The sequence below is a fragment of the Alishewanella sp. d11 genome (assembly GCF_049390205.1).
In the GTDB taxonomy this organism is placed as follows: Bacteria; Pseudomonadota; Gammaproteobacteria; order Enterobacterales; family Alteromonadaceae; genus Alishewanella.
On record NZ_CP186547.1, the window covers coordinates 1,299,496 to 1,322,030 of the forward strand.

Annotated in this window: 16 protein-coding genes; 5 read left to right on the forward strand and 11 right to left on the reverse strand. The window is 48.1% G+C overall.

All coding sequences use genetic code 11. The features are described from left to right. The first annotated feature begins 25 nt into the window (after positions 1 to 25). Complete coding sequence (locus ACO1PK_RS05930; protein WP_423187750.1) at positions 26 to 1,057, forward strand: LacI family DNA-binding transcriptional regulator; 1,032 nt, start codon at positions 26 to 28, stop codon at positions 1,055 to 1,057. On the opposite strand, the gene dauA is transcribed toward ACO1PK_RS05930, so the two are convergent. Continuing rightward, on the reverse strand, positions 1,054 to 2,775 hold the full coding sequence (gene dauA / locus ACO1PK_RS05935) for a C4-dicarboxylic acid transporter DauA (protein WP_423187751.1): 1,722 nt from the start codon (positions 2,773 to 2,775) through the stop codon (positions 1,054 to 1,056). The genes ACO1PK_RS05930 and dauA overlap by 4 nt on opposite strands. Before the next feature lie 242 nt (positions 2,776 to 3,017). On the opposite strand from dauA, the gene ACO1PK_RS05940 reads away from it, so the two are divergent. Then, positions 3,018 to 3,563, forward strand: a complete 546-nt coding sequence (locus ACO1PK_RS05940) for a heme NO-binding domain-containing protein (RefSeq protein ID WP_423187752.1) — start codon at positions 3,018 to 3,020, stop codon at positions 3,561 to 3,563. Then, the gene (locus ACO1PK_RS05945; RefSeq protein ID WP_423187753.1) at positions 3,556 to 4,434 is read left to right on the forward strand and encodes a sensor histidine kinase; all 879 of its coding nucleotides are present in this window, start codon (positions 3,556 to 3,558) and stop codon (positions 4,432 to 4,434) included. Before ACO1PK_RS05940 ends, ACO1PK_RS05945 begins: the two co-directional genes overlap by 8 nt. A 238-nt stretch (positions 4,435 to 4,672) precedes the next feature. Here the strand turns inward: ACO1PK_RS05945 and ACO1PK_RS05950 are convergent, their stop codons facing one another. The 4 genes from ACO1PK_RS05950 to ACO1PK_RS05965 form a co-directional block, all read right to left on the reverse strand. Then, a complete protein-coding gene (locus tag ACO1PK_RS05950; protein WP_423187754.1) occupies positions 4,673 to 5,788 on the reverse strand; it encodes a hypothetical protein in 1,116 nt (371 codons plus the stop codon). Positions 5,789 to 6,050: 262 nt separating this feature from the next. Continuing rightward, positions 6,051 to 7,769, reverse strand: a complete 1,719-nt coding sequence (locus ACO1PK_RS05955) for an alpha-amylase family glycosyl hydrolase (RefSeq protein ID WP_423187755.1) — start codon at positions 7,767 to 7,769, stop codon at positions 6,051 to 6,053. A gap of 4 nt (positions 7,770 to 7,773) precedes the next feature. Further along, positions 7,774 to 9,270 (reverse strand): MFS transporter, encoded by a 1,497-nt coding sequence (locus tag ACO1PK_RS05960; RefSeq protein ID WP_423187756.1) that lies wholly within the window; start codon positions 9,268 to 9,270, stop codon positions 7,774 to 7,776. A 180-nt stretch (positions 9,271 to 9,450) separates the two neighbouring features. Next, the gene (locus ACO1PK_RS05965; RefSeq protein ID WP_423187757.1) at positions 9,451 to 10,317 is read right to left on the reverse strand and encodes a LysR family transcriptional regulator; all 867 of its coding nucleotides are present in this window, start codon (positions 10,315 to 10,317) and stop codon (positions 9,451 to 9,453) included. 95 nt (positions 10,318 to 10,412) lie between these two features. Here ACO1PK_RS05965 and ACO1PK_RS05970 point away from each other — a divergent pair, with 95 nt between their 5' ends. Continuing rightward, positions 10,413 to 11,390: a TDT family transporter gene (locus ACO1PK_RS05970; RefSeq protein WP_423187758.1), complete on the forward strand. Its 978-nt coding sequence runs from the start codon at positions 10,413 to 10,415 to the stop codon at positions 11,388 to 11,390. Between the two features lie 75 nt (positions 11,391 to 11,465). Here ACO1PK_RS05970 and ACO1PK_RS05975 read toward each other — a convergent pair whose 3' ends face one another. Continuing rightward, positions 11,466 to 12,506, reverse strand: a complete 1,041-nt coding sequence (locus tag ACO1PK_RS05975) for a linear amide C-N hydrolase (RefSeq protein WP_423187759.1) — start codon at positions 12,504 to 12,506, stop codon at positions 11,466 to 11,468. A gap of 214 nt (positions 12,507 to 12,720) precedes the next feature. Here ACO1PK_RS05975 and ACO1PK_RS05980 point away from each other — a divergent pair, with 214 nt between their 5' ends. Beyond that, on the forward strand, positions 12,721 to 13,521 hold the full coding sequence (locus tag ACO1PK_RS05980) for a sulfite exporter TauE/SafE family protein (RefSeq protein ID WP_423187760.1): 801 nt from the start codon (positions 12,721 to 12,723) through the stop codon (positions 13,519 to 13,521). Positions 13,522 to 13,727: 206 nt separating this feature from the next. Here the strand turns inward: ACO1PK_RS05980 and ACO1PK_RS05985 are convergent, their stop codons facing one another. The 5 genes from ACO1PK_RS05985 to ACO1PK_RS06005 all read right to left on the reverse strand — a co-directional run bounded on the left by ACO1PK_RS05985 (position 13,728) and on the right by ACO1PK_RS06005 (position 22,447). Next, positions 13,728 to 15,584, reverse strand: a complete 1,857-nt coding sequence (locus tag ACO1PK_RS05985; protein ID WP_423187761.1) for a glycoside hydrolase family 13 protein — start codon at positions 15,582 to 15,584, stop codon at positions 13,728 to 13,730. Between the two features lie 5 nt (positions 15,585 to 15,589). Next, entirely contained in the window at positions 15,590 to 16,591 is a 1,002-nt protein-coding gene (locus ACO1PK_RS05990) for an alpha/beta hydrolase (RefSeq protein ID WP_423187762.1), read from the reverse strand. 82 nt (positions 16,592 to 16,673) lie between these two features. After that, complete coding sequence (locus ACO1PK_RS05995; protein ID WP_423187763.1) at positions 16,674 to 19,118, reverse strand: TIM-barrel domain-containing protein; 2,445 nt, start codon at positions 19,116 to 19,118, stop codon at positions 16,674 to 16,676. A gap of 9 nt (positions 19,119 to 19,127) precedes the next feature. Further along, positions 19,128 to 21,032, reverse strand: a complete 1,905-nt coding sequence (locus ACO1PK_RS06000; protein ID WP_423187764.1) for an alpha-amylase family protein — start codon at positions 21,030 to 21,032, stop codon at positions 19,128 to 19,130. Between the two features lie 200 nt (positions 21,033 to 21,232). Beyond that, positions 21,233 to 22,447, reverse strand: coding sequence for an EAL and HDOD domain-containing protein (locus ACO1PK_RS06005; protein ID WP_423187765.1), 1,215 nt, complete (start codon positions 22,445 to 22,447; stop codon positions 21,233 to 21,235). Positions 22,448 to 22,535 lie beyond the last annotated feature (88 nt).

Below are 22,535 nucleotides of genomic sequence, written 5' to 3' on the forward strand. Positions count from 1 at the left end.
ATTGTTAGCAAAAATTAGCGAGTTTATGAAAGAAAAAGCCACCTCTTTTGATATTGCTTATCTAGCAGGCGTGTCGCAATCGACCGTATCACGTGCCTTACGGGATAGCCCGCAAGTCAATAAAGAAACCCGTGATAAGGTGCAAGCCATTGCTAGGCAACTCAATTATAAAGTGGATAAGAATGCCAGTAATTTGCGAAAACAACGCAGCAGTACACTGGCTTTATTGCTATTTGAAGACCCGACTACCGATGAATCGCTAATCAACCCATTCTTCTTGTCGATGCTAGGCAGCATTACCCGAGCTTGCGCGAAAAGTGGCCAAGATTTGCTAGTTTCGTTTCAGCAGCTTAGCGATGATTGGCATGCCGATTATGAAGACAGTAAAAAAGCCGATGGCATTATTTTACTTGGCTACGGCGACTACGTTGATTACGAAGAAAAGTTGACCAAGCTATTGGCCCAACAAACTCATTTTGTGTGCTGGGGCGCGGAAGTGCTCGGTCATCCCGAATTTACCATTCGTAGCAACAATTGGCAGGGTGGCTATCTGGCGGGCGAACATTTACTTAACACGGGGCATCGCCATTTTGCCTTTGTGGGAAATGCTTCAGAAGGCAGCCCTGAGTTTAGCGCGCGCTATCAAGGCTTTATTGATGCCTTAGCCAAAGCGAACATCACCCCACAACAGGTGCCACATGTGGATGCCATCTCAACAGAAAGCGCAGGTGATCAAGCCACCGCAACGCTATTGGACAGTGGCGCTATGGTAGATGCTATTTTCTGCGCCAGCGATCTGATTGCCATTGGCGTGATGCGCTGTTTAAAACGTCGCGGCATGCAAGTCCCTGAACAGATCGCTGTGATGGGCTTTGATGATATCCCAGCGGCCTCGTTTGCCTCACCCGGCCTCACCACCATTCAGCAAGATACCAGTAAAGCGGGTGAGCTATTAGTCAACAACCTACTTAAGCTGATCAATAATCAACCGATCACCGATAATCTCATTGAACCTAAACTGGTCATTCGCCAATCTTGCGGTGCAGCGCCGCCCTAATAACGCGCCAGGTATTCTAGAGCTTCGCGCAGAGTTGGGAAAAAGGTTAAACGCCCAGGCTCTGGCTTGATACCCGCCTTCGCCAGCGTTTTCAGTGGCTGAAACTGTACATCTGCGATCAGGAGCTCTACTTCATGTTTTTTGCAACGGTGTAGTAATTTATCCAAGGCGGCCAAACCACCGGCATCCAGTAAAGGCACGCCATCCATATATAATACTAAGCCGCGCTGTTGCTGGCTAAGTTGGGCGACTTCGGCAAAAATCCGATCGGCTGCGGCAAAAAAGAGTGGGCCGCTAATTTTGAGCACTTTCCAACCCTCAGGTAAAGCTTGCTCAACTTGTTTACGATTACTGCTGATATCTGTCACTTTGGTCATGGCGGCGATATCTTTCATAAATAATAGCGTGGCTAACAAAATCCCTGCCGTGACCGCAATCACCATATCAAACACCACTGTTAAAAACAGACAAACTAAAAAGACCAGTACATCGCCACGGGGCGCTGTTTTTACTAAATGCCAAGCTTGCGGCGCTTCGCTCATGCCCCATGCCACCATCACCAACAAAGCCGCTAAGGCAGCCATCGGCAAATAAGCCAATAGCGGTGCCAACAGCACTAGCCCCAGCAAAACAACCAAGGCGTGGATCATCGCCGCCAAAGGCGTCTGTGCTCCGGCTTTAAAATTCGCAGATGAGCGTGCTAATGCCGCAGTAGCAGTAATACCGCCAAAGAATGGCGTAATAATATTACCGATGCCCTGCCCCAATAATTCGCTATTAGCACTGTGACGTCGGCCACTGGCGTTATCCAACACCACCGCACAAAGCAGTGACTCAATGGCGCCGAGCATTGCTATTGCAAAGGCGGCAGCGAGTAAATCTTTTGCCAGCTGCCAACTAAAACTTAACGGTTCACCATTAGGGCCAGGCCTTTGCCAAGGCCAATCAAAATAAGGCAGATAAGGTGGAACACCACTGGCCGCGGAGCCGTCTGGTGTCAGATAACTAAAGCGCGAGCCAACAGTGGGTAAGTCAGCGCCGAATTGTAATAACAACAACCCCAATAAGGTGCCGACAAACAGTGCTGGCAGATGTGGCGGAATGGCCGTATTTAATCGCCGCCAGCCAAGCATTACGAGCAAGGTTACCGACGCAACCAACAAGCTTGGCCAAGCAAACTGAGGCAATTGCTGGCCAAGCACCCAAATTTTATCGCCAACATGCTCCGGCAAGCTATCCAGTGGCAAGCCAAAGAAATCCTTGATTTGCAAAATCACAATGACAATGGCGATACCTGAGGTAAAACCAAGGGTGACCGACTCAGGGATATACTCGATTAAGCGCCCTAATCGCAACAGCGCCATCGCCACTAACATCACCCCTGCCAATACCGATGCCAGCAACAAGCCACTTAAGCCATACTTTAAGGCAATAGGGTAAAGAATCACCACAAAGGCTGCTGTAGGGCCGGAGATACTAAAACGTGAGCCGCCGGTCAAGGCAATCACAAAACCAGCGATAATGGCGGTATATAGCCCGTATTCTGGGGGGACTCCCGAGGCGATAGCCAAGGCCATCGCCAGTGGAATGGCAATAATGCCGACCGTGACCCCAGCCAGTAAGTCTTTTAGCAACTTTTGCCGGTTATAGCCCTCGGCTAAACTTTCACGTAGGGCGTGACAAAGTCGTAACGAAAACAGATGGGCGCGATGTGACACAGCGGCCTCAGCAAATTTAACAGAATAAAAATTAGTCTAGACCCATAAGTGCATAACAGCTATGCGCTTTTAGTCGTGATATAACACCGGCTTATTGCCATGCCAACGCTGCATTGCCCATTTTCTGCCAATGCTTAGCGCATTTGCGAAAACCTCTGCTAAGCTTATCGATATCGCGTATCTAGCCACACATTTAGCTGCTTTATTGTTGTTACCTAATTCATTTTGTTCTGAGGTTGAATATGAAAGGTATGATCTTTAATGTGTTAGAAGAAATGGTCATTGAAAAACTCGGCATGGCCGCTTGGAACACCCTACTTACCGAACATGCTCCCCCAGGCAGAGTGTATGTATCGGCCAAAAACTATGACGATAGCGAACTGTTTGCCTTGGCTGCTGCCGTTGCCAATACCTTAAACCTGCCGCTCGCGGATGTGGTAAGAGCTTTTGGCCATTATTTGTTTCAAGGTTTAGCAGAGCGACATATCGATGTGGTGCAGCGCTTTGCCAACTTTAATGAGCTGGTAATGGGTATTCATAATGTTATCCATGTTGAAGTCAACAAACTCTATGTCGATCCGGCCTTACCCACTATTCGTTGCGAACAGCTATCAGATACCCAAATTAAAATGATTTACCAATCACCTCGCAAACTATGCCTATGTGCTGAAGGTTTGCTGTATGGTGCAGCCGAGTATTATCAACACACTATTCACATTCAACACGATCAGTGTATGCATCAAGGCGCGACTCATTGCGAATTAGTGATTGAGCGACAAGATGTCTGACACAGACAATCCTTACTATCAGGCTTATTTACGCGAAAAAAAAGCCCGCCGTGAAGTTGAACAGCTGCTTGAAGATAGCAGCCGCCAGCTTTATGAAAAAAATCAGCTGTTAGAACAACAACTCACGCAAATTACCCAACAGCAGCAATTCTTATTGCAGCAAGAAAAACTCAGTACCCTTGGCACCTTAGCCGCCGGCTTAGCGCATGAAATTAATAACCCCTTAGCGTTTATGCTAAGTAATGTGCAAACACTTACGCATTACTGCCAACGCTTATTGGCTAACCAACAAGCCAACGCGGAGCTGGAGTATATAACTAGCGATTTACCAGAGTTGTTACAAGAAATCGAACAAGGCGGCTTAAGGATCAGAGACATAGTTAAAAGCTTACTGTTTTTTAGTAAAACAGGCAGCTGTGAGATACAGCATGTCGAATTACACCAAGCGTGTGAACTCGCGGCAATAATGCTTAACGCTGAACTAGGCGCCGTCGGCCTATCCATAGATGTCAATCCAGCTCATAAAATTATGTTTACGCCGCACGAATTTAGTGCCGTTTTAGTTAACTTGTTAATGAATGCCAATCAAGCTTGTCAAAAAGTGCAGCATCGCCCCACCCAGATCACCCTTAGAAGTTCACTGAGCGACGGTAAAGTATTATTAACGCTCGCCGACAATGGCTGCGGCATGGATCACGCAACGCAACAGCAAATCTTTAACCCCTTTTTCTCTACACAAGACGTAGGAAAAGGCACCGGCATGGGCTTACCCATGGTACTTCAGCTGTTGAACAAACATCAAAGCCAGATCCAAGTAGAGTCCAGCTTAGGCCAAGGCACGGTGATCAACCTAACATTGCCGGCAGCGTAAGCCTTTAGCTAAAACGAGGTAAAAGAGCGGAATCAACAATATCAAGATGATTTCTAAGCGCATCAATTGCTTAGCTATGACGATATGGCTGAAATGACTAAGCCACTTCAAACATAATTTGACTGGCATTAAGTTAGACAGCGAGTTGCTTCACATATTCGTTTAAGGTGATAATGCAGCGCACAAGATGGTAGTCAAAGGCGTTGATATATTTAGCTAAATATTTGAGTTCGTTCAATCAAAACAGGTCACAAAAATCCGTCCAACTTACAGTAGACTTCACACAGCGAGTATCACCGTCTCTGTCAGTTGAACATGTTGTTACGCTTCTACGAATTACACAATAAGAACCAGCGTCATGTGAGCCACCACTTAGAAATGGATCATCTATGGTTCCACTACCACCACCATTGCCAGGTGGGGTTGACACTGGCTCACTTTCTTCTTTTAAAAATTCTCGCCAGCAATTTGACATCACTGTATCTGTTAAATCTACCTTATTAGCAAATAAGGTTGCCAGAGGAACACCATCGATTTTAGAAAAGCTCTTGTTTAATCTTAGGTCGAGCATCAACGAGTTAGAGGTTGCTACATTCGTCAAAGCAAACACCTGGAAGCTAAGATAATTACCGGGCCCGTATTTTTTTGTTATGGCCATATTGTTTTGATGAAACTGTAAGCTTACTCCGATACTGCCTGAACCTTTTGAAAGCCCAATCGAACCGCCGCCAACGAATCTTTCATAGGTAAATTCAGCCCAAGTTGAATTTCCAATTTCTGACGCTACATGTCCTACTAGCTCACTGATGATTGCCCTTTGATTGGATACGCTCTTAAAAAAATGCGTTGGGTGGTTCTCGCAACTATCTTGTGTTACAGAACCCATAGAATGATACGCGAAATTTGAGTGTGTACTGACTTCGCTTGGTTGAATCATCATTAATTTGTCTTGAGCTGCAATAACGGCATTTTCTAATTCTGCATAAAGAGTAAAATAATCATGACTAAGATCTAATTCGAACGCCAAGACTGGCATATTCCATACACTAATAGTCGGAGTATTTTGAGAGTTAATAGTTGTTGTAACATTGAACTTGAATACGTCTTTCGTCTCATGTGACAAAATAAACACTTCTTTTGACACAGGTTCACAAAACGTTGCTTCAGGACCCTTTTCCCAAATATCACAAGAGTTGATTGGCGCTAGAAGTCTAGCGAGGGCTTCAGCTTGCTCCAGAGAGCAATCTTTACACGCATAGGCCTCTAAAGCTCCAGATTGATTGGCGTATGCGTTACAACTAATGATCGATGTGACTAATAAAATTAAAAACGAAAAGCGTTTTCTTAGACTCATAACCTAACTCACTTTAGCATCAATGCACTAGTAGATTGCATAACCTTAGTTCATCAAGATGTAACGAACAAGGCATTTTATTAGCATATTGATAATTTTATATAATTAAATATTTACTAATATTAGCGCCAAAACATAATCTTAAACGAATTTTCAAGACGACCTAAGCTAACCCAAGCACTCTGCTGAGTTGCAACTTTTACACAGCAATAAAAAACCCACAAGGCAGTATTGCCTTGTGGGTTTTTGTAAAACAGGATGATTAGTTCTGGCTTTGCAGTACCACTAACCCATAGGGCGCCAGCTGGCTGGCGTTAAGATCAAAGCCCCAACTGCTGCTTAGCTTAGGATCTAGCGCAGTGCTTATTTCCATCGGCTGTTCGCTTAGGTTGAGTACAAAGCGGGTATGGCTACCGTTGAGCTCGCGATCAATTTGTAATAAGCCCGCGGCAGGTTCAGATACCTGATAGCTGCCAGCCAGTTTTAGCTCAGGCCGCTGTTTTTTCTGGGCAATTAAAAACTGATACAGCCGCCACAAGGAGTCTGGCTGTGCTTGTTGCTCTGCTACCGTATTACCACCGGTGCTTAACTGCTGCTGTAAGAAGCCCGGCCACCAGTTGTCAAACTGTACGGTAAACTGCTCTGCTTGCTCTACCCAGCTTAGTGCGGCCGAGGTAAAGCCGGCCTGTGCTTCGGTGTTCCACAGCATTGGTGCGCGCTTATACACATCGTGGCCACTTTGCGCCTGTGTTAAGCCAATTTCTTCACCATAATAAATATATTTGGTACCCGGCGAGCTAAACAGCATGGCCGCAGCCAGTTTGGATTTTTGTAGCACGGTCGCGCGATCACCGCTTAACTGAAACGGCACCCGCTCCTGATCATGGTTTGTTAAAAACGGGGTAAAGAACGCCAGTGGTGCCGATGAATCTAACCGACGTTGCAGGTTTTCCTGCAGTGGGTGCAACTCACCGCTTTGGGTGCCACTAATAGTACCGAACTGGGCGTCTTTGCCAGCATTTTGCTGTAACTGACCAATAATTTTATAGCCGACTTCAAAATCAAAGCCTTGATCCAACCCCGCGCCATTGCCCCAATATTTGGCCGCAATGGGCAAGTCCACCCAAGCTTCACCCACTAAGTAGGCCTCTGGGTTAACGCTTTTAACAAAGGCATTAAAGTCGCGCCAGTAATCAATGGTTTCAGCCAAGTCGGCCTGCCCTTGTGGGCCGCGCTCAATCACAAAACGCACTGCATCTAAGCGAAACCCGGCTACACCCTTATCTAGCCAAAATTTGGCCATTTTTTTCATCTCGGCAATCACATCCGGATGCTCTAAATTTAAATCTGGCTGGGTAGCACCAAAGGCTGCGTAATAATACTCGCCACGGCGCTCATCAAAGTGCCAGACAGCATCCGGCTGATCATTCTCGGCCCAAGCATGGCCCCAACCTTCGCCTTTGGCCGGTAAGTCTTTGCGCCAAACAAAGTAATCGTTATAAGGCGCGATGCCTTCGGCCGATTTACGAAACCACTCATGCTCACGCGAAATGTGGTTAATCACTAAATCTAGAATGACTTTAATGCCTTTGGCATCCGCAGCCTGAATAAAGGCTTCAAACTCGGCCATACTGCCGTAGTCGCTTTCCACCTGATAAAACTCGGTAAAGTCGTAGCCATGGTAAGAGGGGGCTTCAAACATCGGCGTTAACCAAATGGCGTTAATACCCAGTTCCTGTAAATACGGCAGCTTCGCCGTCATGCCATTAAAATCACCGTGGCCATCGCCAGTGGTATCGTAAAAGCTACGTGGCCAAATTTGGTAAAATACTGCGTCATCCCACCAAGGCGCAGCTGCTGCAGGCTGGCTTGCGGTTGCGGCAACCACCGGTTCTGGCGTGGCTGCAGTTTGCTGTGGCGCCGGTTTACAGGCGCTTAGCGCCAGCGCAATGGCCAGCGCGGTTAAAGAAGTTCTCAGCATCTATTTATCCCTTTACGGTCTCAGTTTTTACTCGCAACACACAAAGTGCGGCAATCACATAACTAACGCCACCAATGGCCAGTGCATAAATTGCCTGCCCTTGGAACAGATAACCCACCAAGCTACCCAAAATGGCCGCAGCCAGCAGTTGAGGTAACACAATAAAAATATTAAAAATGCCCATATACACGCCCATTTTATTGGCAGGCAAGCAGTTAGATAACAAGGCATAAGGCAGTGATAAAATGGATGCCCAAGCAATACCGATCGCGATCATCGGTAACCACAATAAGCTCGGATCTTTAATCAGGAAAAATGAAAATAACCCCACAGCGCCAAATAACAGGTTAATGCAGTGGGCTTTTTGGGTGCTGGTGGCTTTCACTAATAACGGGATTAACAGCGCAGCAATAGCCGCAAAACCGTTATATACCGCAAATAACACCCCTACCCAATCTGCGCCATCATTGTAAGCAGTCGATGTAGTGTCGGTGGTGCCATAGTGGTAACTGGTGACGGCAGCCGTGGTGTAGATCCACATGGCGAATAACGGAAACCAAGAGAAAAACTGTACCACGGCCAACTGACGCATGGTTTTGGGCATGGTAAATAAATCGTCGGTGAGCTGCACCAGCATATTGCGGTTTTGCTGCTGTTTAAACCAGCTGGCCAGCCATTGCAATACACCAAAAGCCGCAATTAAGGCACCTAATAAAAACAGTTGTTTATCCAGTTGCCAAACCGCCACTGCAGCAAAAGCCGCTACGCCGATCACCACCGCCGCTGCGCCGCTGCGCCAATAATTCTCTGCCGGTGTGGCCAGCTCCGCCCCCGGATTTTCCGCTTGCTCAGCGGCATCAAAGGCGGCTAATTGCTCTGGGCTGTATTCTTTACTGGAGATAATGGTCCAGCCGACCGCTAAAAACAGCACCACACCGCCCGCATAAAACGAATACACCACGGAATCAGGGATCATGCCTTCGGCAGCCGTATTCGAAACACCAAACCAGTTGGTCATAATCCACGGCAAAGCGGAAGCCACTACGGCACCGACGCCAATAAAAAATGACTGCATTGCAAAGCCAGTGGGCCGCTGTTGTTTATTTAAATTGTCACCAACAAAGGCGCGAAACGGCTCCATGGTTACATTAATTGCCGCATCTAAAATCCACAGCATACCGGCGGCGATCCACAAGGTAGGCGAGTTTGGCATAATCACCAAGGCGGCGGTGGTGGCTAAAGCCCCATATAAGAAAAACGGCCGGCGACGCCCCAACTTGGTCCAGGTTTTATCACTAAAATGCCCAATAATGGGTTGCACCAGCAAACCGGTAAGCGGTGCGGCAATCCAAAGGATGGGAATTTGCTCCATATCAGCGCCAAGGGTTTGGAAAATTCGACTGACATTGCCATTTTGCAGGGCAAAGCCAAACTGAATACCAAAAAACCCAAAGCACATATTCCAAATCTGCCAGAAACTGAGGTTTGGCTTAGTTTGCATAGTTATTATCTCAATTAACCACGTTATTATTGTTGTCGTGCCTTTGGCGCTATTGCACCAAAAACTCGCAAAGACACCTGTCAGAGTGTTAGATACCGCTATTTTGGGGCAAGGACAAGATGAATACGTATTCAGCCGCCGTAGGCACCCTGCTCCACTGCCGCAGTTATGTCACTCACCTTAGCGGTAATACTGCTGACAGCGTTGAATAAAAGCGCGTGCTAAAGCCGAATGGTATTTCTGTTTATGCCACACTAAACTCAGCTGCCGCGTGAAAATGTCGGGTAAGGTAAGCCGCACCAGTCGTCCTTGCGCTAGTCTGCTGGCCGCGGCATGGCTGGAGATAAAGGTTAAGCCCAGCCCCGCTTCGACTGCCGCCATAATGGCCTCTAAGGCAGTTAGCTCTGTAATTGGCCCGATCTTCGTTAGCTTAGGCGCTAATAACTGATTAAACTGGCTACGGCTGCCCGAGTGCATTTCGCGCAGCACCCAAGCTTGCTGCTCCAACATGCAGTAATCCAGCACCGCGACTTTGGCAAGCGGATGCTGCGGCGGTGCCACTAAAATCATTTCATCTTGTAGCCAAGGGGTTACCGCTAACTCGGCAAAAGGGTTATCGCCTTCAATTAAGGCTAAATCTAGCTCAAATTGCAGCAGTTGTTGGCAAAGGCTATAGGTATTTTCAATACTCACCCGCACTTGTCCCGGCGCCACCGAGGTCAGCAAGGCAGGGAGTAAGTAGTTACCAATGGTTTGGCTTGCGCCGACACCTAATTGACCTTGCAATTGCTGCTGCTGAAACAGCTGCTCAATATCCATTACACGGCTTAGCACTTCATCAGCCAGAGGTTGTAACAGCTTACCCTGCGCATTTAGCTTTAAACGCGGATGCACCCGATCAAATAGCGGGGCGGCAAGCTGCTGTTCCAGTTCGCTCAACGCCTGTGATACTGCGGCTTTACTTAAATACAGCTCTGCTGCCGCGGCAGTCAGGTTGCCATGCCGCGCAATGCTACTAAAGACTTGCAGTTTCTTAATGCTGATCATGTTCGGTTTTACCTAACAATGAGTTAAGAACGTTCAGATATCCTAAAGCAAGCAGTAGCGTTATGCTAGAACCGTTGTTACTAGGAGCTACTATTATGTCGAATGCCTTACACCATTTTAGCCAAAAGATCCCTACCCCTATGGCGGCATTGGCGTTAGGGCTCGCCAGCTTGGGCTGGTGTTGGGATAACAGCCTGCAACTGCATGGCAGGTTGCAGATAGTCGCTGCGTTACTGGCGCTCTGTTTTCTTAGCCTATTGCTGCTAAAATTTTACAAAAACCCATCGCTCTTCAAGCAAGATCTGGCGCATCCTATTGTAGGCAGTGTGTTACCCACGGCCGCCATGGCGTTAATGCTAGTTGCAGCCGCCTTACCTCACTCGCTGGCTCTGCCGCTATGGTGTTTAGCCGTATTACTGCATCTGGGCTTATTAAGCGGTTTTGTATGGCAGCGCCTGCGCCATTGGCAGTTCGACCACTTAATTCCCGGCTGGTTTGTGCCACCCATTGGCATCGTGACTGCGGTAGTTACCAGCCCCTTACCCAGCAGCCATTTTTTGCCCAGCTTACTGTTTTGGTTTGGCTTAGCCATGTATGTGCTGATGTTACCCGTTATGCTGTATCGGCTGCTGTTTGCCGGCAGCTTGCCAACCGCAGCGCAACCTAGTTTAGCGGTATTAGCCGCGCCCGCCAGCTTATGCCTTACCGGCTATTTAAGTTTCAGTAGCACACCAGCCCCTGCCCTAGTACTTGGTTTATTAGTGCTGGCGTTATTAATGACAACACTGATTTACGGGCTATTGCCAAGGCTACTGCGTTTACCTTTTAGCCCTGCCTTTGCGGCCTTAACCTTTCCGCTGGTGATTGGTGCTACTGCCTTATTTAAGGTCACGGCGCTGTTGCAACAGTGGCAGTGGCTTGAACTGGCCTCGTTAATACACAAGATTGCTTATGTTGAACTGGTGATAGCGACTGCGGTATGCAGTTATGTGGCATGGCGCTTTTGTCGGCATCTTTATCAGCAGTTGCTTCCTGAGCAGCCGTTACAGCAAGATATAACTAAACACGCCTAATACACCAACAAATTCGTGCCAGCTAACTCAGGAAAAAACGCTATCTGTTAAATACCAAACTCGTTATCGCCATCATTATAACCCAGCAAATACAAAGGGTTCGGCTGGCTTAAAGTACGCCAAAGCATCACCAGCATAAGTCTGATTTTGTGCTAAAGGTAGCTTAAGAACAGGCTGCCCTGCAGTAAAATCTGCTTTACGGATATCAACCCAAAAGGTGTTAGGCGTGAGTGCGGTTTCAAAATAGTAGGTTAAACGTTTTTGATCTGACACTGTGCGCCAACGAGTAGAAGAGATATTCGGTTCGGCCTCAGAAGAAATACCAAAAGGCACAGAAGCATTACGGATAACACTAAATACACTTGCCACGGCCAATTGTGGATCACTGGTTTGCGGAATGGCACTTAAGTAAAAAGAAGCTCGAACAAAACGATCTGCCGCTCTATTGGTGCCTGGTAACATGGTCGTGCCACCAATTTCACGCCAATATTCATTTATTGCCAGTTGTTTCTCAAAAATGGGGGAATTAGTCATTACCGTATAATCTCTACTATGGTGAATCACTAATTTCCCATCAATATATTCAAACACGGCGTTGTCACCGGTGGCGTCTGAAATCGCTAAATGTAATGTCGCAAATTTACTGGTGCCAGGAATATCAGCCGAAACAATGACAAAGGGCTCATTTTGCATCACAGCAACTGCTTCCGCTACTGTTGCAAAGTTATCCAACATATATTGTACCCAAGCAGCAATACTTAACCCTGGTTGCCGGCCATCGTATTCAGGGTAGCGCGACTCGACCAGCCAAAGTAAATTCGCTACTAAACCTTTTTCGTTCATACCATCTGCACTGGCAATATCAAAAGAACTCGCTACTACGCTGCCATACTTCGAAGTCCAGCGTACCGAGTTGGGGCCAACTTCTCCTTGGCGCTGCATTCCTCTGGGAAATAACCATAAATTCGCTGGGATCTCATCTTTCCAATCCATTGAGCGAGCGGTAATGATCGTTTGCTCTGGTCCCTTATAAACCGCTCGGGTACAAGCTGATACAGGAAGAGTGATTTGGGCAGTCAATAACCCAGCTAATAACATTGTTAGTCGAAATCGCATTATTTCGCTCCTTAAAACGAAGAATAAAATGGCAACCCTAAAGTTTTTGCTCAGTATTTGGCAAAATAGCCGTTATCTTTTAACTATCTCAGTGAAACCACAGTAATTAGCTTGTGCTGCTTTATAGTGTTCGTACTATGAAAGTGATTAGTTAAAAACAAAATTTTTGTTATCTTGTACCTTCTTTAGCAAGTGATTAGGAATAAAGCAAGTTATGGCAATTGAATGGATACTGGCATTTTTAGCCTTGGGGCTGTTTGCTGGCTTTATGGCAGGGCTATTAGGCATTGGCGGTGGCGGTATTATGGTCCCAATGCTCACCAGCATCTTCCTAGCAATGGGTTTAACAACCGAGCATGTGGTGCATTTAGCCTTAGGCACCTCGATGGCGGCGATTGTAATGACCTCTATTTCCAGCATGCGCGCGCACCATGCCCGTGGTGGCGTGCTTTGGCCTATAGTCAAAGCCATGACGCCCGGAGTCATTGTCGGTACTTTTGCCGCTACCTTTATTGCCGCCCAAATTAGTGCTCAGCATCTGGCCATTTTCTTTGCGCTGTTTATGGGCTATGTGGCGCTGAATATGTTAAGACCGAAAAAAGCCGCAGAAGTCAGCGCCAAAACCATCGCTAAAGCGGAATTGACCAGCGTCGGTGGCGGCATTGGTGTGGTCTCGGCGTTGGTGTCTATTGGCGGTGGCTCACTCACCGTGCCCTATTTAAGCTGGCGAGGTATTGCCTTAAAAAATGCGATCGGCACTTCTGCGGCCGTGGGCTTACCCATTTCACTCGCCGGAGCGCTAGGCTATTTGCTACAAAGCCAACCAGGATTAGACTTACCGTTCGCGGTGGGTATGGTGTACTTGCCTGGCGTGTTATTGATGTCTGCTGCCAGTTTTCTCTCAGCCCCAGTTGGCGCCAAACTCGCCCATAAATTGCCGGTGGCAGTGTTAAAAAAGGTGTTTGCCGTATTGCTGATCTTGCTCAGTTTAAAAATGCTGCTGTCGGTGGTGTAATTTTTCTGGATAAGAACGCAAGCACAATCTCTCGCTTGTGCCCCCTTAATTTACGAAAGCTAGCGCTGTAAATCCTCGATTGCGAACTGAGTATAAACCAGTTTCAGTTGCCAGAGCTCACATAGCAAGCCACGCCAAACGGCGTGACTTGCTTCATCTTAATCTCACCATCAACAACACTCTATTTTGCTGCGTTCAAGAGTGGCTTAACGAATATCCAAGACTAAGACACCGCGAGCAGGTACGCTAAGCTGAGTATCCAGTTGCATCTTTTCGCCACTTAGCACCTCTAAGGCAGTTTTACCGGCGGGTAATACCTGCCGAAACCGACTTAAATCCAGCGTAACGGCGTCGTGTTGCTTATTCATCACTACCATCACGGTTTGCTGGTCGTTATAGCGAAAATAGGTATAGGTACCGCGATCTGGGGCAAAGTGCAGCAGTTTGCCCTGATGAATGGCCGTTGCGGTTTTGCGCCAATTTAGTAATTGGCTGACCAGTTGCTGTGCCATGCGCTGGGTATCCGATAACCCTGCGCCAGTAAAGGCATTTACCTTATCCCCTGCCCAACCGCCGGGGAAATCGGCTCGCACCTTGCCATCATCACGATGCGGTGGACTGGTCATGGCCAGCTCAGTGCCATAAAACAGTTGCGGAATACCGCGCATGGTAAACAGATAGCTTAGCGCCATCCGAAATAGGTCTTGATCTTCACCCAGCACTGAAAATAAACGGGCAGTGTCATGGTTACCTTCAAAGATCACCAGATTAAAGGGGTTGGCGTAAATATGGTCATTACTGAGCATTTCATACAGTCGGATCCAGCCGCCATTCCAGTTTTCTGGCTCAACCAGCGCTTTTAACAAGGCATCGTATAGCGGAAAATCTAACATCGAAGGGGTATAAGACACATAACCATCTTTATTTTGCTTGCCCGCCTGCCAGTAGGACACAATTAGCGGATTCGGGCTCCACTCTTCACCCACAATATTAAAGTTGGGATATTCCTGCATAATGCGCCGGCCCCACTCGCTTAAAAAGGCTTTATCGGCATAAGAATAGGTATCTTCGCGAATACCCGACAGCCCGGCATACTCCACCCACCAGATACTATTCTGAATAAGATAGGTTGCTAATCTGGGGTTACGCTGATTAAGATCCGGCATGGTGTCGACAAACCAACCATCAGTAAAAACTGTACGATCAATGTCGGCCGCATAAGGGTCCTGAATGGTGCTGCGGTTATGGTTGGTTGGCACAAAGTTGCCCTTGCCATCGCCGCTGGGGAAGTTTAGCCAGTCTTTAGCCGGCAAGTCCTGCATCCACCAATGATTACTGCCAATATGGTTAACGATAATATCCTGAATCACCTTAATTCCCAGCTTGTTGGCTGCTACAACAAAATCACGAAATTCTGCATTACTGCCAAAGCGCGGATCGACTCGATAAAAATCGGTGGCAGAATAACCATGGTAAGAAAAGGCAGGCTGATTATTTTCAGTGAGTGGGGTGGGCCACACCGCCGTAATACCCAGTTGCTGCAAATAGGGTAACGCCTTAAGCATACCGGCTAGATCACCGCCATGCCGACCATTGTCATCTTGTCGGTTCGCCCGCTCCAGCATGTCGGCTAGGTTGTCATTGCTTGGGTCACCATTAACAAAACGATCGGGCGTAATTAGATAAATGGCATCGCTGGGCGCAAAACCCTGTCGTTGTGCCGAACCCGCACTGCGTGAGAGTATCGGATAATCCCATTGCTGTACGAGCTGGTAGCCCTGAAACAATTGCAGCGCCAAGGTGCCCGCCACCGCGTCAGCAGACAGTGTCAGCTCAACAAACAGATAATTCGGGTTATCGGTGCGATGTACTGCACTGATGCTCACACCACGATAGTCTAGCTTAGGGGTTAGCTCAGCGAGCTTATCGCCATAGAGCATCAGTTCAACCGTGGGATGCTGCATACCAACCCACCAGTTATGCGGTTCAACTCGCTGAATCGTGCCAGCATAAGCGTTAAAACTAAGGCACAGTGTTACAAATAATAAGGCTAAACGTCGCATTACGATTACTCCTCAGTTGGTGTGGCCAGTAAAACACCTAAGGGTGTAGCCAGTCGCGCGGCCCAAGCTGTTTCACTGTGATCTGTCCCAGGGAAAAAGGCACTGTGCCACTCCGGCGCCTGAAAGCCTTTGGCACGGAATAAGTGATCCACCTTTTGCTGTAATGCTGGATACAACGCATCTAGCGTTTGATCGCCATGATCAAAATACCAGCGATGTTGGCCAGGCGGTGGCAGGTGCTCCGACAAATAGTTGAGAAAAGCCTGTGGAATAGGATTATTGTCCAGCGTCCATGTGCCTGGCCAATGCGTAGACAGCGCTGCTGCCCCCATAAACACCTCTGGATATTCAGTTTGCGCATACCAAGAAATTAAGCCACCCATACTAGAGCCCATAATAAAGGTAGCGCTACGGCTTGGATCAGTAGCAAAGTTTTGATCTACGTAAGGTTTTAACTCAGTAACCAAAAAACGTAAGTACTTGTCGCTGTATACGGGCTCGGCAAAAAGGGTAACGCCCGGTGCCCGTTCTAACTGATACAGTGCTTGCCGCTCTGTCTCGGGTAGGCTTAAAAAGGGTTTTTGTGGGAAATACTCGCTGTGCCGAGCCGCGCCGATATTATGAATGCCGACCACAATAAAGGGCCGCACTTGCCCCTGCTGCTGTAACTGTTGCGCTGTTTCCGCGACCTGCCAGCTTTGGCCATTCCAGCTTTGTTTGGGATCAAATAACACCTGACCATCATGCATATAAAGCACCGCATAAGGGCCCGCTGCTGGATAGCCTGCTGGTAACCAAACATCAATGGGTCGGCTGGGTACAAAGGCGGACGTCAGAGTAGGTAAACGCAGCAGTTTACCCACACTCACCTCTGGTAAGCTAACGGGGTTATCCTCTTCTGCCTCTTCTGCCTTTACTGCTTGACTAAAAAGTTGGCTGCAAAGCAGCACGCTAAATAGAAAACGCCTGAGCCATGTCGGCTGATGTTTGACTGTTTTTGTTGTCATACGGATCTCCGCATTCATACGCTGTCGTGCTTAGCGGCAGCTTGTTAGGCTGCCGCTAAGCATTGCTGGTTTAGGTTGCTGTTTAATAGTCTAGAGTCAGCTGTTTAGTCTCTGCTGTTAGCGGTAACTTAATTTTTAATTGCTGCTGGGCTTTGTCGTACCAGGCCACATACTGGCCACGCGCAAAACGCTGCGGTTGCGGTACGATCGGAATATAGCGCCCATCTAGCATAATGCGCTGCGCTTTCCCGCGTTGGTTGTGTAGCACCAACGTCAGATCTCGACTGGCTGGCCGGTTCTGATAATCGCCGCCCTCACGGCTAAAATGAATCGACAGCTGTTTATGTTCCCTGTTCGCGGCGAAATGCAGTAACTCGAATTGGCCTTTGGCAATAGAATCGACTGTAACACCATCATCTTCAAACAGGCTGTACTGGCTGGTAGTAACACTCTGATCGGCATAATAGTGCAGCGTTAACGCCTTGCCCTGATAATCCGTCGTCCGCTGCAAAGTCTCGGTCATTGGAATAAAGCTGCCGGCTTTTACCAGCACCGGAATGGTGTCGAGCGTCACTGGGCGCTGTACTTCCTGCCCGCCTTCCAGCCGCTCACCGCTGAAAAAGTCAAACCACACGCCTTGCGGCAGATTAACTGGCCAGCTGGCTACGCCTGGTTCAGTCACTGGTGCGACTAAAAAGGCATCGCCCCATAAATAACTATTGGCTTCATCACGTAATGCCACGTTTTGCTCATCAAGGAAAAATAACGGCCGCATTAAGGGCATGCCGGTTTGATGATGCTGGTATGCCAGGGTGTAGTTATATGGCAGCAGCTGGTAACGTAAATTCAGCCAAGGACGTAGCGTGTCTACCACCTCCTGACCATGAAATATCGGTTCAGGTGCAATATGCTCTTGGGCATGCGGTCGGTACACTGGCTGAAATACGCCAAATTGCATCCAGCGGGTATAGAGTTCAGGATCAAACACTTCGCCACCGGCAAAGCCACCTAAATCGGAGTGGATCCAACCAAAGCCAAATAAGCCCATTTGCAGCGCTAGTTCAACCTGCGGCTTCAGCCCACCCCAACTACGATCGACATCACCCGTCCAAGGCACCATGCCAAAGCGCTGCGAGCCTAAGTTACCAGCACGCATCATAATAAAGGGGCGCTGCTCGGGAAAATCAGCACGAAAACCCTGATAAACTAACTCAGCCCAGCGATGGCCATAGGCATTGTGTACCGCATCAGCCGGTAATAAGCCCAAACCTGGCACATCGTGCAAGGTATCAGCCGGATGCACTTCAGGCTCGCCTAAATCGCCCCAGATCCCCGCTACGCCTTGTTGTAATAGCTTACGGTTAATATCCCAAAACCAAGCACTGGCTTTAGGGCTAAACACATCTAATAACCCGGTGTTACCAAAATAAAAATCAAAGGTTTTCGGCTGGCCATCCGGCCCCTGCGCAATAGCGCCCGCCGCCACAGCTTCATTCCAACGCGTCGAGGTCGTCAGAATAAAAGGTTCGGTGATCAAAATGGTCTTAACGCCATCGGCCGCAAAATCAGCCAGCATTTGCTCAGGGTTGGGGAATGCCTGCCGATCCCAGTCCAAATTGCCCATATGGCCTTGAATATCCGGCCCAAACCAGTACAGGTCAAGCACGATGGCATCTAACGGCAGCTTTAAATCACGGAATTTTTGTACCACCGCCCGCGCTTCGGCTTCGGTACGATAACCAAAACGTGAGGCATAATTACCCAGTGTCCAGCGTGCCGGTAACGGCGGTTTACCACTTACTGCCAGATACTGCTGAATCAATTCTGGTGTCGTAGCGGCAGCAACCAGCAAATAGCTACTGCGACCACCTTGAGCACGGAAGCTTAGTCGGTCGGGCTGGGTATGCCCCAGATCCAATTCACCGGTGGCACCATTATCGAACAACAACATATAGTTTTTGTCTGACAGCACACCGGCTAGACTAAAGTACATTTGGTTCGATTGTGTACTGTAGCCATAGTGCGCCTTGTTATACAGCGGCAGCTTATGACCACGCCGATCCATCCCCAGCACCCGTTGCCCTGCACCGGCCAGTTTTTCTTGCTCGGCTAAACTAAAGTCAAAGCCAAGTTGACCTGCTGTTTGAATTAATCCCGCCTGATCTTGGGTTAACAGCTGGCCATCGCGGTAAAAGGCAATACTAAATGGATTTTTATTAATGACGAGTTGCAACTCAGGGCTGAACAAGGTCAACTGCTGCTCGGTTCTTGCCAGCTGCAGCGCCACCGGCTTGGCCGGTGCGCCGATAATCAGCGAGGCTTGCTGCGGCTGCCCTGCCGGTTGATACCAAACGGCGACACTGTGCGGGTTATAAAACTCGATACTGACTTGGCCCTGATCGGTTGTGATCACAAGCCCTTGCGGAGTAAGCAGGTGGCTTTGGTAATGTTGTGCTGCCAGATTGCTGCTAAGCAATACCCCAACTAGCAGCAGTAGATGCAGCAAACGCGATAGCAAGTACGGCATAGCAGCTCCTTAGCGCAGCAATTGATAGACAACCGAGCCAAGCGGCGCCAGTTGTACTGGGATCTGCCCAATACCGCCACTGACCTGAAGCTGCTGGCGTTCGCCGGTTAATTGATCTTGCAGCTGATAAGTACCGTCTGACAATTGCCATGCTGCGATGAGCGTTGCCGGCAGTTGCAGGTTAAAGGCGACTGTTTGCTCGGGATTAAAATGGCTAACGACCACCAACTGCTGCTGCTCAACATAGCGGGCAAACGCCAATTGCTGCTCCGAGTAGGCGGTACCTGCAGCCAGATTAACCGTATGCAGTTCCTGATAAGCACCATTTAAAGCGGGTGCCTTGGCACTAAATTGCATTAAGGTTTCATAAAACTGCCGCAGTTCACGCTCGGCTGGGCTTAGCGCGCCACCATCAAACTTGCCACCGTTCATCCAACGCTGATGATGTGGTACGCCCCAATAGTCAAAAATGCTGGTGCGGCTGGCTTTACCAAAGCCGGCATCCGCTGCTGCGGGTTCACCGACATCCTGAGCAAAGTACAACATGGTAGGTGAGGTACTGATTAATGCTGACACCACCATCGCCGGCATACCTTTACGAGCATCACCGGCAAACTCCGGACTGGCAATTCGCTGCTCGTCATGGTTTTCTAAAAAATGCAGCATATGATGCTCGATATCAGCCATCCGCTGTTGAATGGCCACTAACTCAGAGGTAGGCCCCTTGCCTTGCATCACCAGTTTTAAGCTATCGTAAAACTCAACCTTATCATACAGGTAGTCCATTAAGCCTAGCTTGATATAGTCGCGGTATAAATGCGGTTGATACACCTCGGCCAGTAAGAAGGCATTGGGGTTGGCGTGCTTGATATGGGCGTTTAAATAGCTCCAGAATTCCACAGGGACCATTTCGGCCATGTCGTAGCGGAAGCCATCGACGCCCATGGCTGTCCAGTACAGGGTAATATCACGGAACTTTAGCCACGTATTTGGCACATTTTTGCCCTGCCAGAATTGATAATGGGCTTGCCAATCCTTTTCTGCGTACTCCGCCGGTAAGGTGTCGAAGTCGTAACTGCCGTCTGGGCGCACACCAAAGTTAATTTTGACGGTTTCATACCAGTCGTCAAAGGCGGGCTGGGCGGCACGTGAACCATTACCCGTCCATTTGGCTGGGTTTTCTGCAAACTGACTATCGGCTAAGGGATGCACAGCACCACCCAGCACCTGATAATCCGCAGGCCAGGCCGGCACTTGAAAGGCGGAGCCAGGGATATAGTAAAAATTATTGTCGCGGGCATATTCCATACTGGTATCGTCATCCGCACCAAAATCGCGCACACCCTCTGGCTTGGCCAGCGATTCATAACGGCGCGCTACATGGTTAGGCACGATATCGATCAGGACTTTCATACCATGCTGATGAGTGCGGGCGATTAAAGCCTGAAACTCTTCCAGCCGTTTAGCCGGATCATCGGCTAAATCTGGATTTACGCTGTAGTAGTCTTTCACGGCGTAAGGTGAACCGGCGCGGCCTTTTACCACGTCAGGATCATCATTGCTTATGCCATAGGCGGTGTAATCACGGATCAGCGCATGGTGCGGCACCCCGGTATACCAGATATGGGTGGTGCCCAGCGCCTTGATGCCCTGCAGGGCCTCATCGGTAAAATCACTAAATTTACCCACGCCGTTTTCTTCCAGCGTCCCCCAAGGCGTATTGGTGGTTTGTTTATTACCAAAAAGCCGAGTAAATACTTGGTAAACAACGGCTTTGCCGGCAACCTCTTCGATGTTTGCCGTCGTAGTTGGCGGTGTTGCGGGCGGTTGAGCCACCTCAGGTGTGGGAGCTGGTCCACACGCAACCAATACCGTTAATGCAGCGGCGGATAATGGCATTATAGTTTTTTTCATGACGATCACCTTGTCAAATTGCGCATGCTTGCTACGTTACCGCAGTTCGCGCCAAAGGTGATGCCTTTTTTTGGTGCATACGTATGCAACCGCTCAAGAGCTGACAAGAGGTGTTTAGTTTGTTTACTAGGCAGTAAAATCAAGTTGGATAGGGTTAAAGAGACAACGCTATGCCAGTAAGGAAAAGACTAAAATAGTCGCTATGACTTACCAGCCAGTGTTTGCTCAGCCCAGCTCACTGCGTTTAAATAGAGACGAGCTAGTTCAAGGTCGTCGGAGAAGGAAGCCGATAACTGATCGGTCGCCAGCCAATCAGCTTGCTCAAAGGCTTCTGTTAACTTAAGACAATGACCAAGCGGCCCAACTCGTTCCAGCAAAGCCTGTTTCACCGCAGGGAGTAAAGGCAACAGTGCTAATAACTCAGCTTGTGATTGCTCCACAATTAGGTGCACATTAGAAAATAAACCGGTTAAAAACGCACTAGGCGGGTTAGTCGGTAATCCAAGATGCTGTGCTAAGGCATCACAAAACTTGGCTCTCACCAAAGACTGCATAATAAGTTCATTGGCAGTATTGCCTTGCAGATTGGCCAGCGCCAGCAGAGCTATAAATTTCTTTAATTCTGTCTCACCCATGTACACCATGGCATGCTTTAATGAGCTAATAGGTTTGGTTAAATTACTACCTGCTTGATTGATAAAACGCAGTAACTTATAAGATAACCCCAAATCTAATTGGCAAATATTGGCAAGTTGATCAAAGTTTAACTTTTCTGCAGACGCCTCTGCCATCAATGCCAGCAAATTCGCTTTATTACCACCAATTTGTTTATGTTTCAGCATCTCAGGTTTAGCAAAGAAATAACCCTGAAATAAACTGAAACCCAGTAGCTTGAGTTGCTCAAACTGCTCTGCGGTTTCCACGCGTTCGGCCAGTAAAATTAGCGAATATTGTGCAATTCGCCGTAAATAGCGGGAAATCTGCATCAAATTAAATTGCTGAATATCTATTTTTAAGTAGGTGATGTAGGGTAAAAACGCGTCCCATTTTTCATCAAAATCATGATCATCTAGCGCTAATTGATAACCTTTGCTTTTTAATGTTTTCAGCGTGTGCAAAAGCTCGTCAGACGCAGGAACCGTTTCCAGCACTTCAATCACCATACTCTCAGGTTTAATCGACGTGGGGAAATGATGCAACAGTGTTTCTTCTGAAAAATTAATAAAGGCGAGTTTATTTGCGGTGATCTTCTCGACGCCTAACATTAAATGCTGCTGTAACAGCAACTTAGAGGTAGCTTCGTCATCATTAATATTAGGAAAGGCGTTCGCTTCGCCATCACGAAACAATAGCTCATATCCTATGGTTTCGCGGTGACTGTTGAAAATAGGCTGACGGGCAACATAACCATACATAGTGGACAACCTAAAACTGCACTTAAATTCGAGTATAGGCATTCCGAACAAACAAACAAGAGGCCACAGTAAATATCTGTGGCCTAAA

Excerpts from the sequence above, each read along its gene's own strand:
- ACO1PK_RS05950 (WP_423187754.1), bottom strand. The coding sequence starts at position 5,788 with ATGAGTCTAAGAAAACGCTTTTCGTTTTTAATTTTATTAGTCACATCG.
- ACO1PK_RS05930 (WP_423187750.1), top strand. The coding sequence starts at position 26 with ATGAAAGAAAAAGCCACCTCTTTTGATATTGCTTATCTAGCAGGCGTG.
- ACO1PK_RS05985 (WP_423187761.1), bottom strand. The coding sequence starts at position 15,584 with ATGCGACGTTTAGCCTTATTATTTGTAACACTGTGCCTTAGTTTTAAC.
- ACO1PK_RS05970 (WP_423187758.1), top strand. The coding sequence starts at position 10,413 with ATGTCGAATGCCTTACACCATTTTAGCCAAAAGATCCCTACCCCTATG.
- ACO1PK_RS06000 (WP_423187764.1), bottom strand. The coding sequence starts at position 21,032 with ATGAAAAAAACTATAATGCCATTATCCGCCGCTGCATTAACGGTATTG.
- ACO1PK_RS05945 (WP_423187753.1), top strand. The coding sequence starts at position 3,556 with ATGTCTGACACAGACAATCCTTACTATCAGGCTTATTTACGCGAAAAA.
- ACO1PK_RS05955 (WP_423187755.1), bottom strand. The coding sequence starts at position 7,769 with ATGCTGAGAACTTCTTTAACCGCGCTGGCCATTGCGCTGGCGCTAAGC.
- ACO1PK_RS05940 (WP_423187752.1), top strand. The coding sequence starts at position 3,018 with ATGAAAGGTATGATCTTTAATGTGTTAGAAGAAATGGTCATTGAAAAA.
- ACO1PK_RS05975 (WP_423187759.1), bottom strand. The coding sequence starts at position 12,506 with ATGCGATTTCGACTAACAATGTTATTAGCTGGGTTATTGACTGCCCAA.
- ACO1PK_RS05990 (WP_423187762.1), bottom strand. The coding sequence starts at position 16,591 with ATGACAACAAAAACAGTCAAACATCAGCCGACATGGCTCAGGCGTTTT.
- ACO1PK_RS05980 (WP_423187760.1), top strand. The coding sequence starts at position 12,721 with ATGGCAATTGAATGGATACTGGCATTTTTAGCCTTGGGGCTGTTTGCT.
- ACO1PK_RS05965 (WP_423187757.1), bottom strand. The coding sequence starts at position 10,317 with ATGATCAGCATTAAGAAACTGCAAGTCTTTAGTAGCATTGCGCGGCAT.
- ACO1PK_RS05960 (WP_423187756.1), bottom strand. The coding sequence starts at position 9,270 with ATGCAAACTAAGCCAAACCTCAGTTTCTGGCAGATTTGGAATATGTGC.
- ACO1PK_RS05995 (WP_423187763.1), bottom strand. The coding sequence starts at position 19,118 with ATGCCGTACTTGCTATCGCGTTTGCTGCATCTACTGCTGCTAGTTGGG.
- ACO1PK_RS06005 (WP_423187765.1), bottom strand. The coding sequence starts at position 22,447 with ATGTATGGTTATGTTGCCCGTCAGCCTATTTTCAACAGTCACCGCGAA.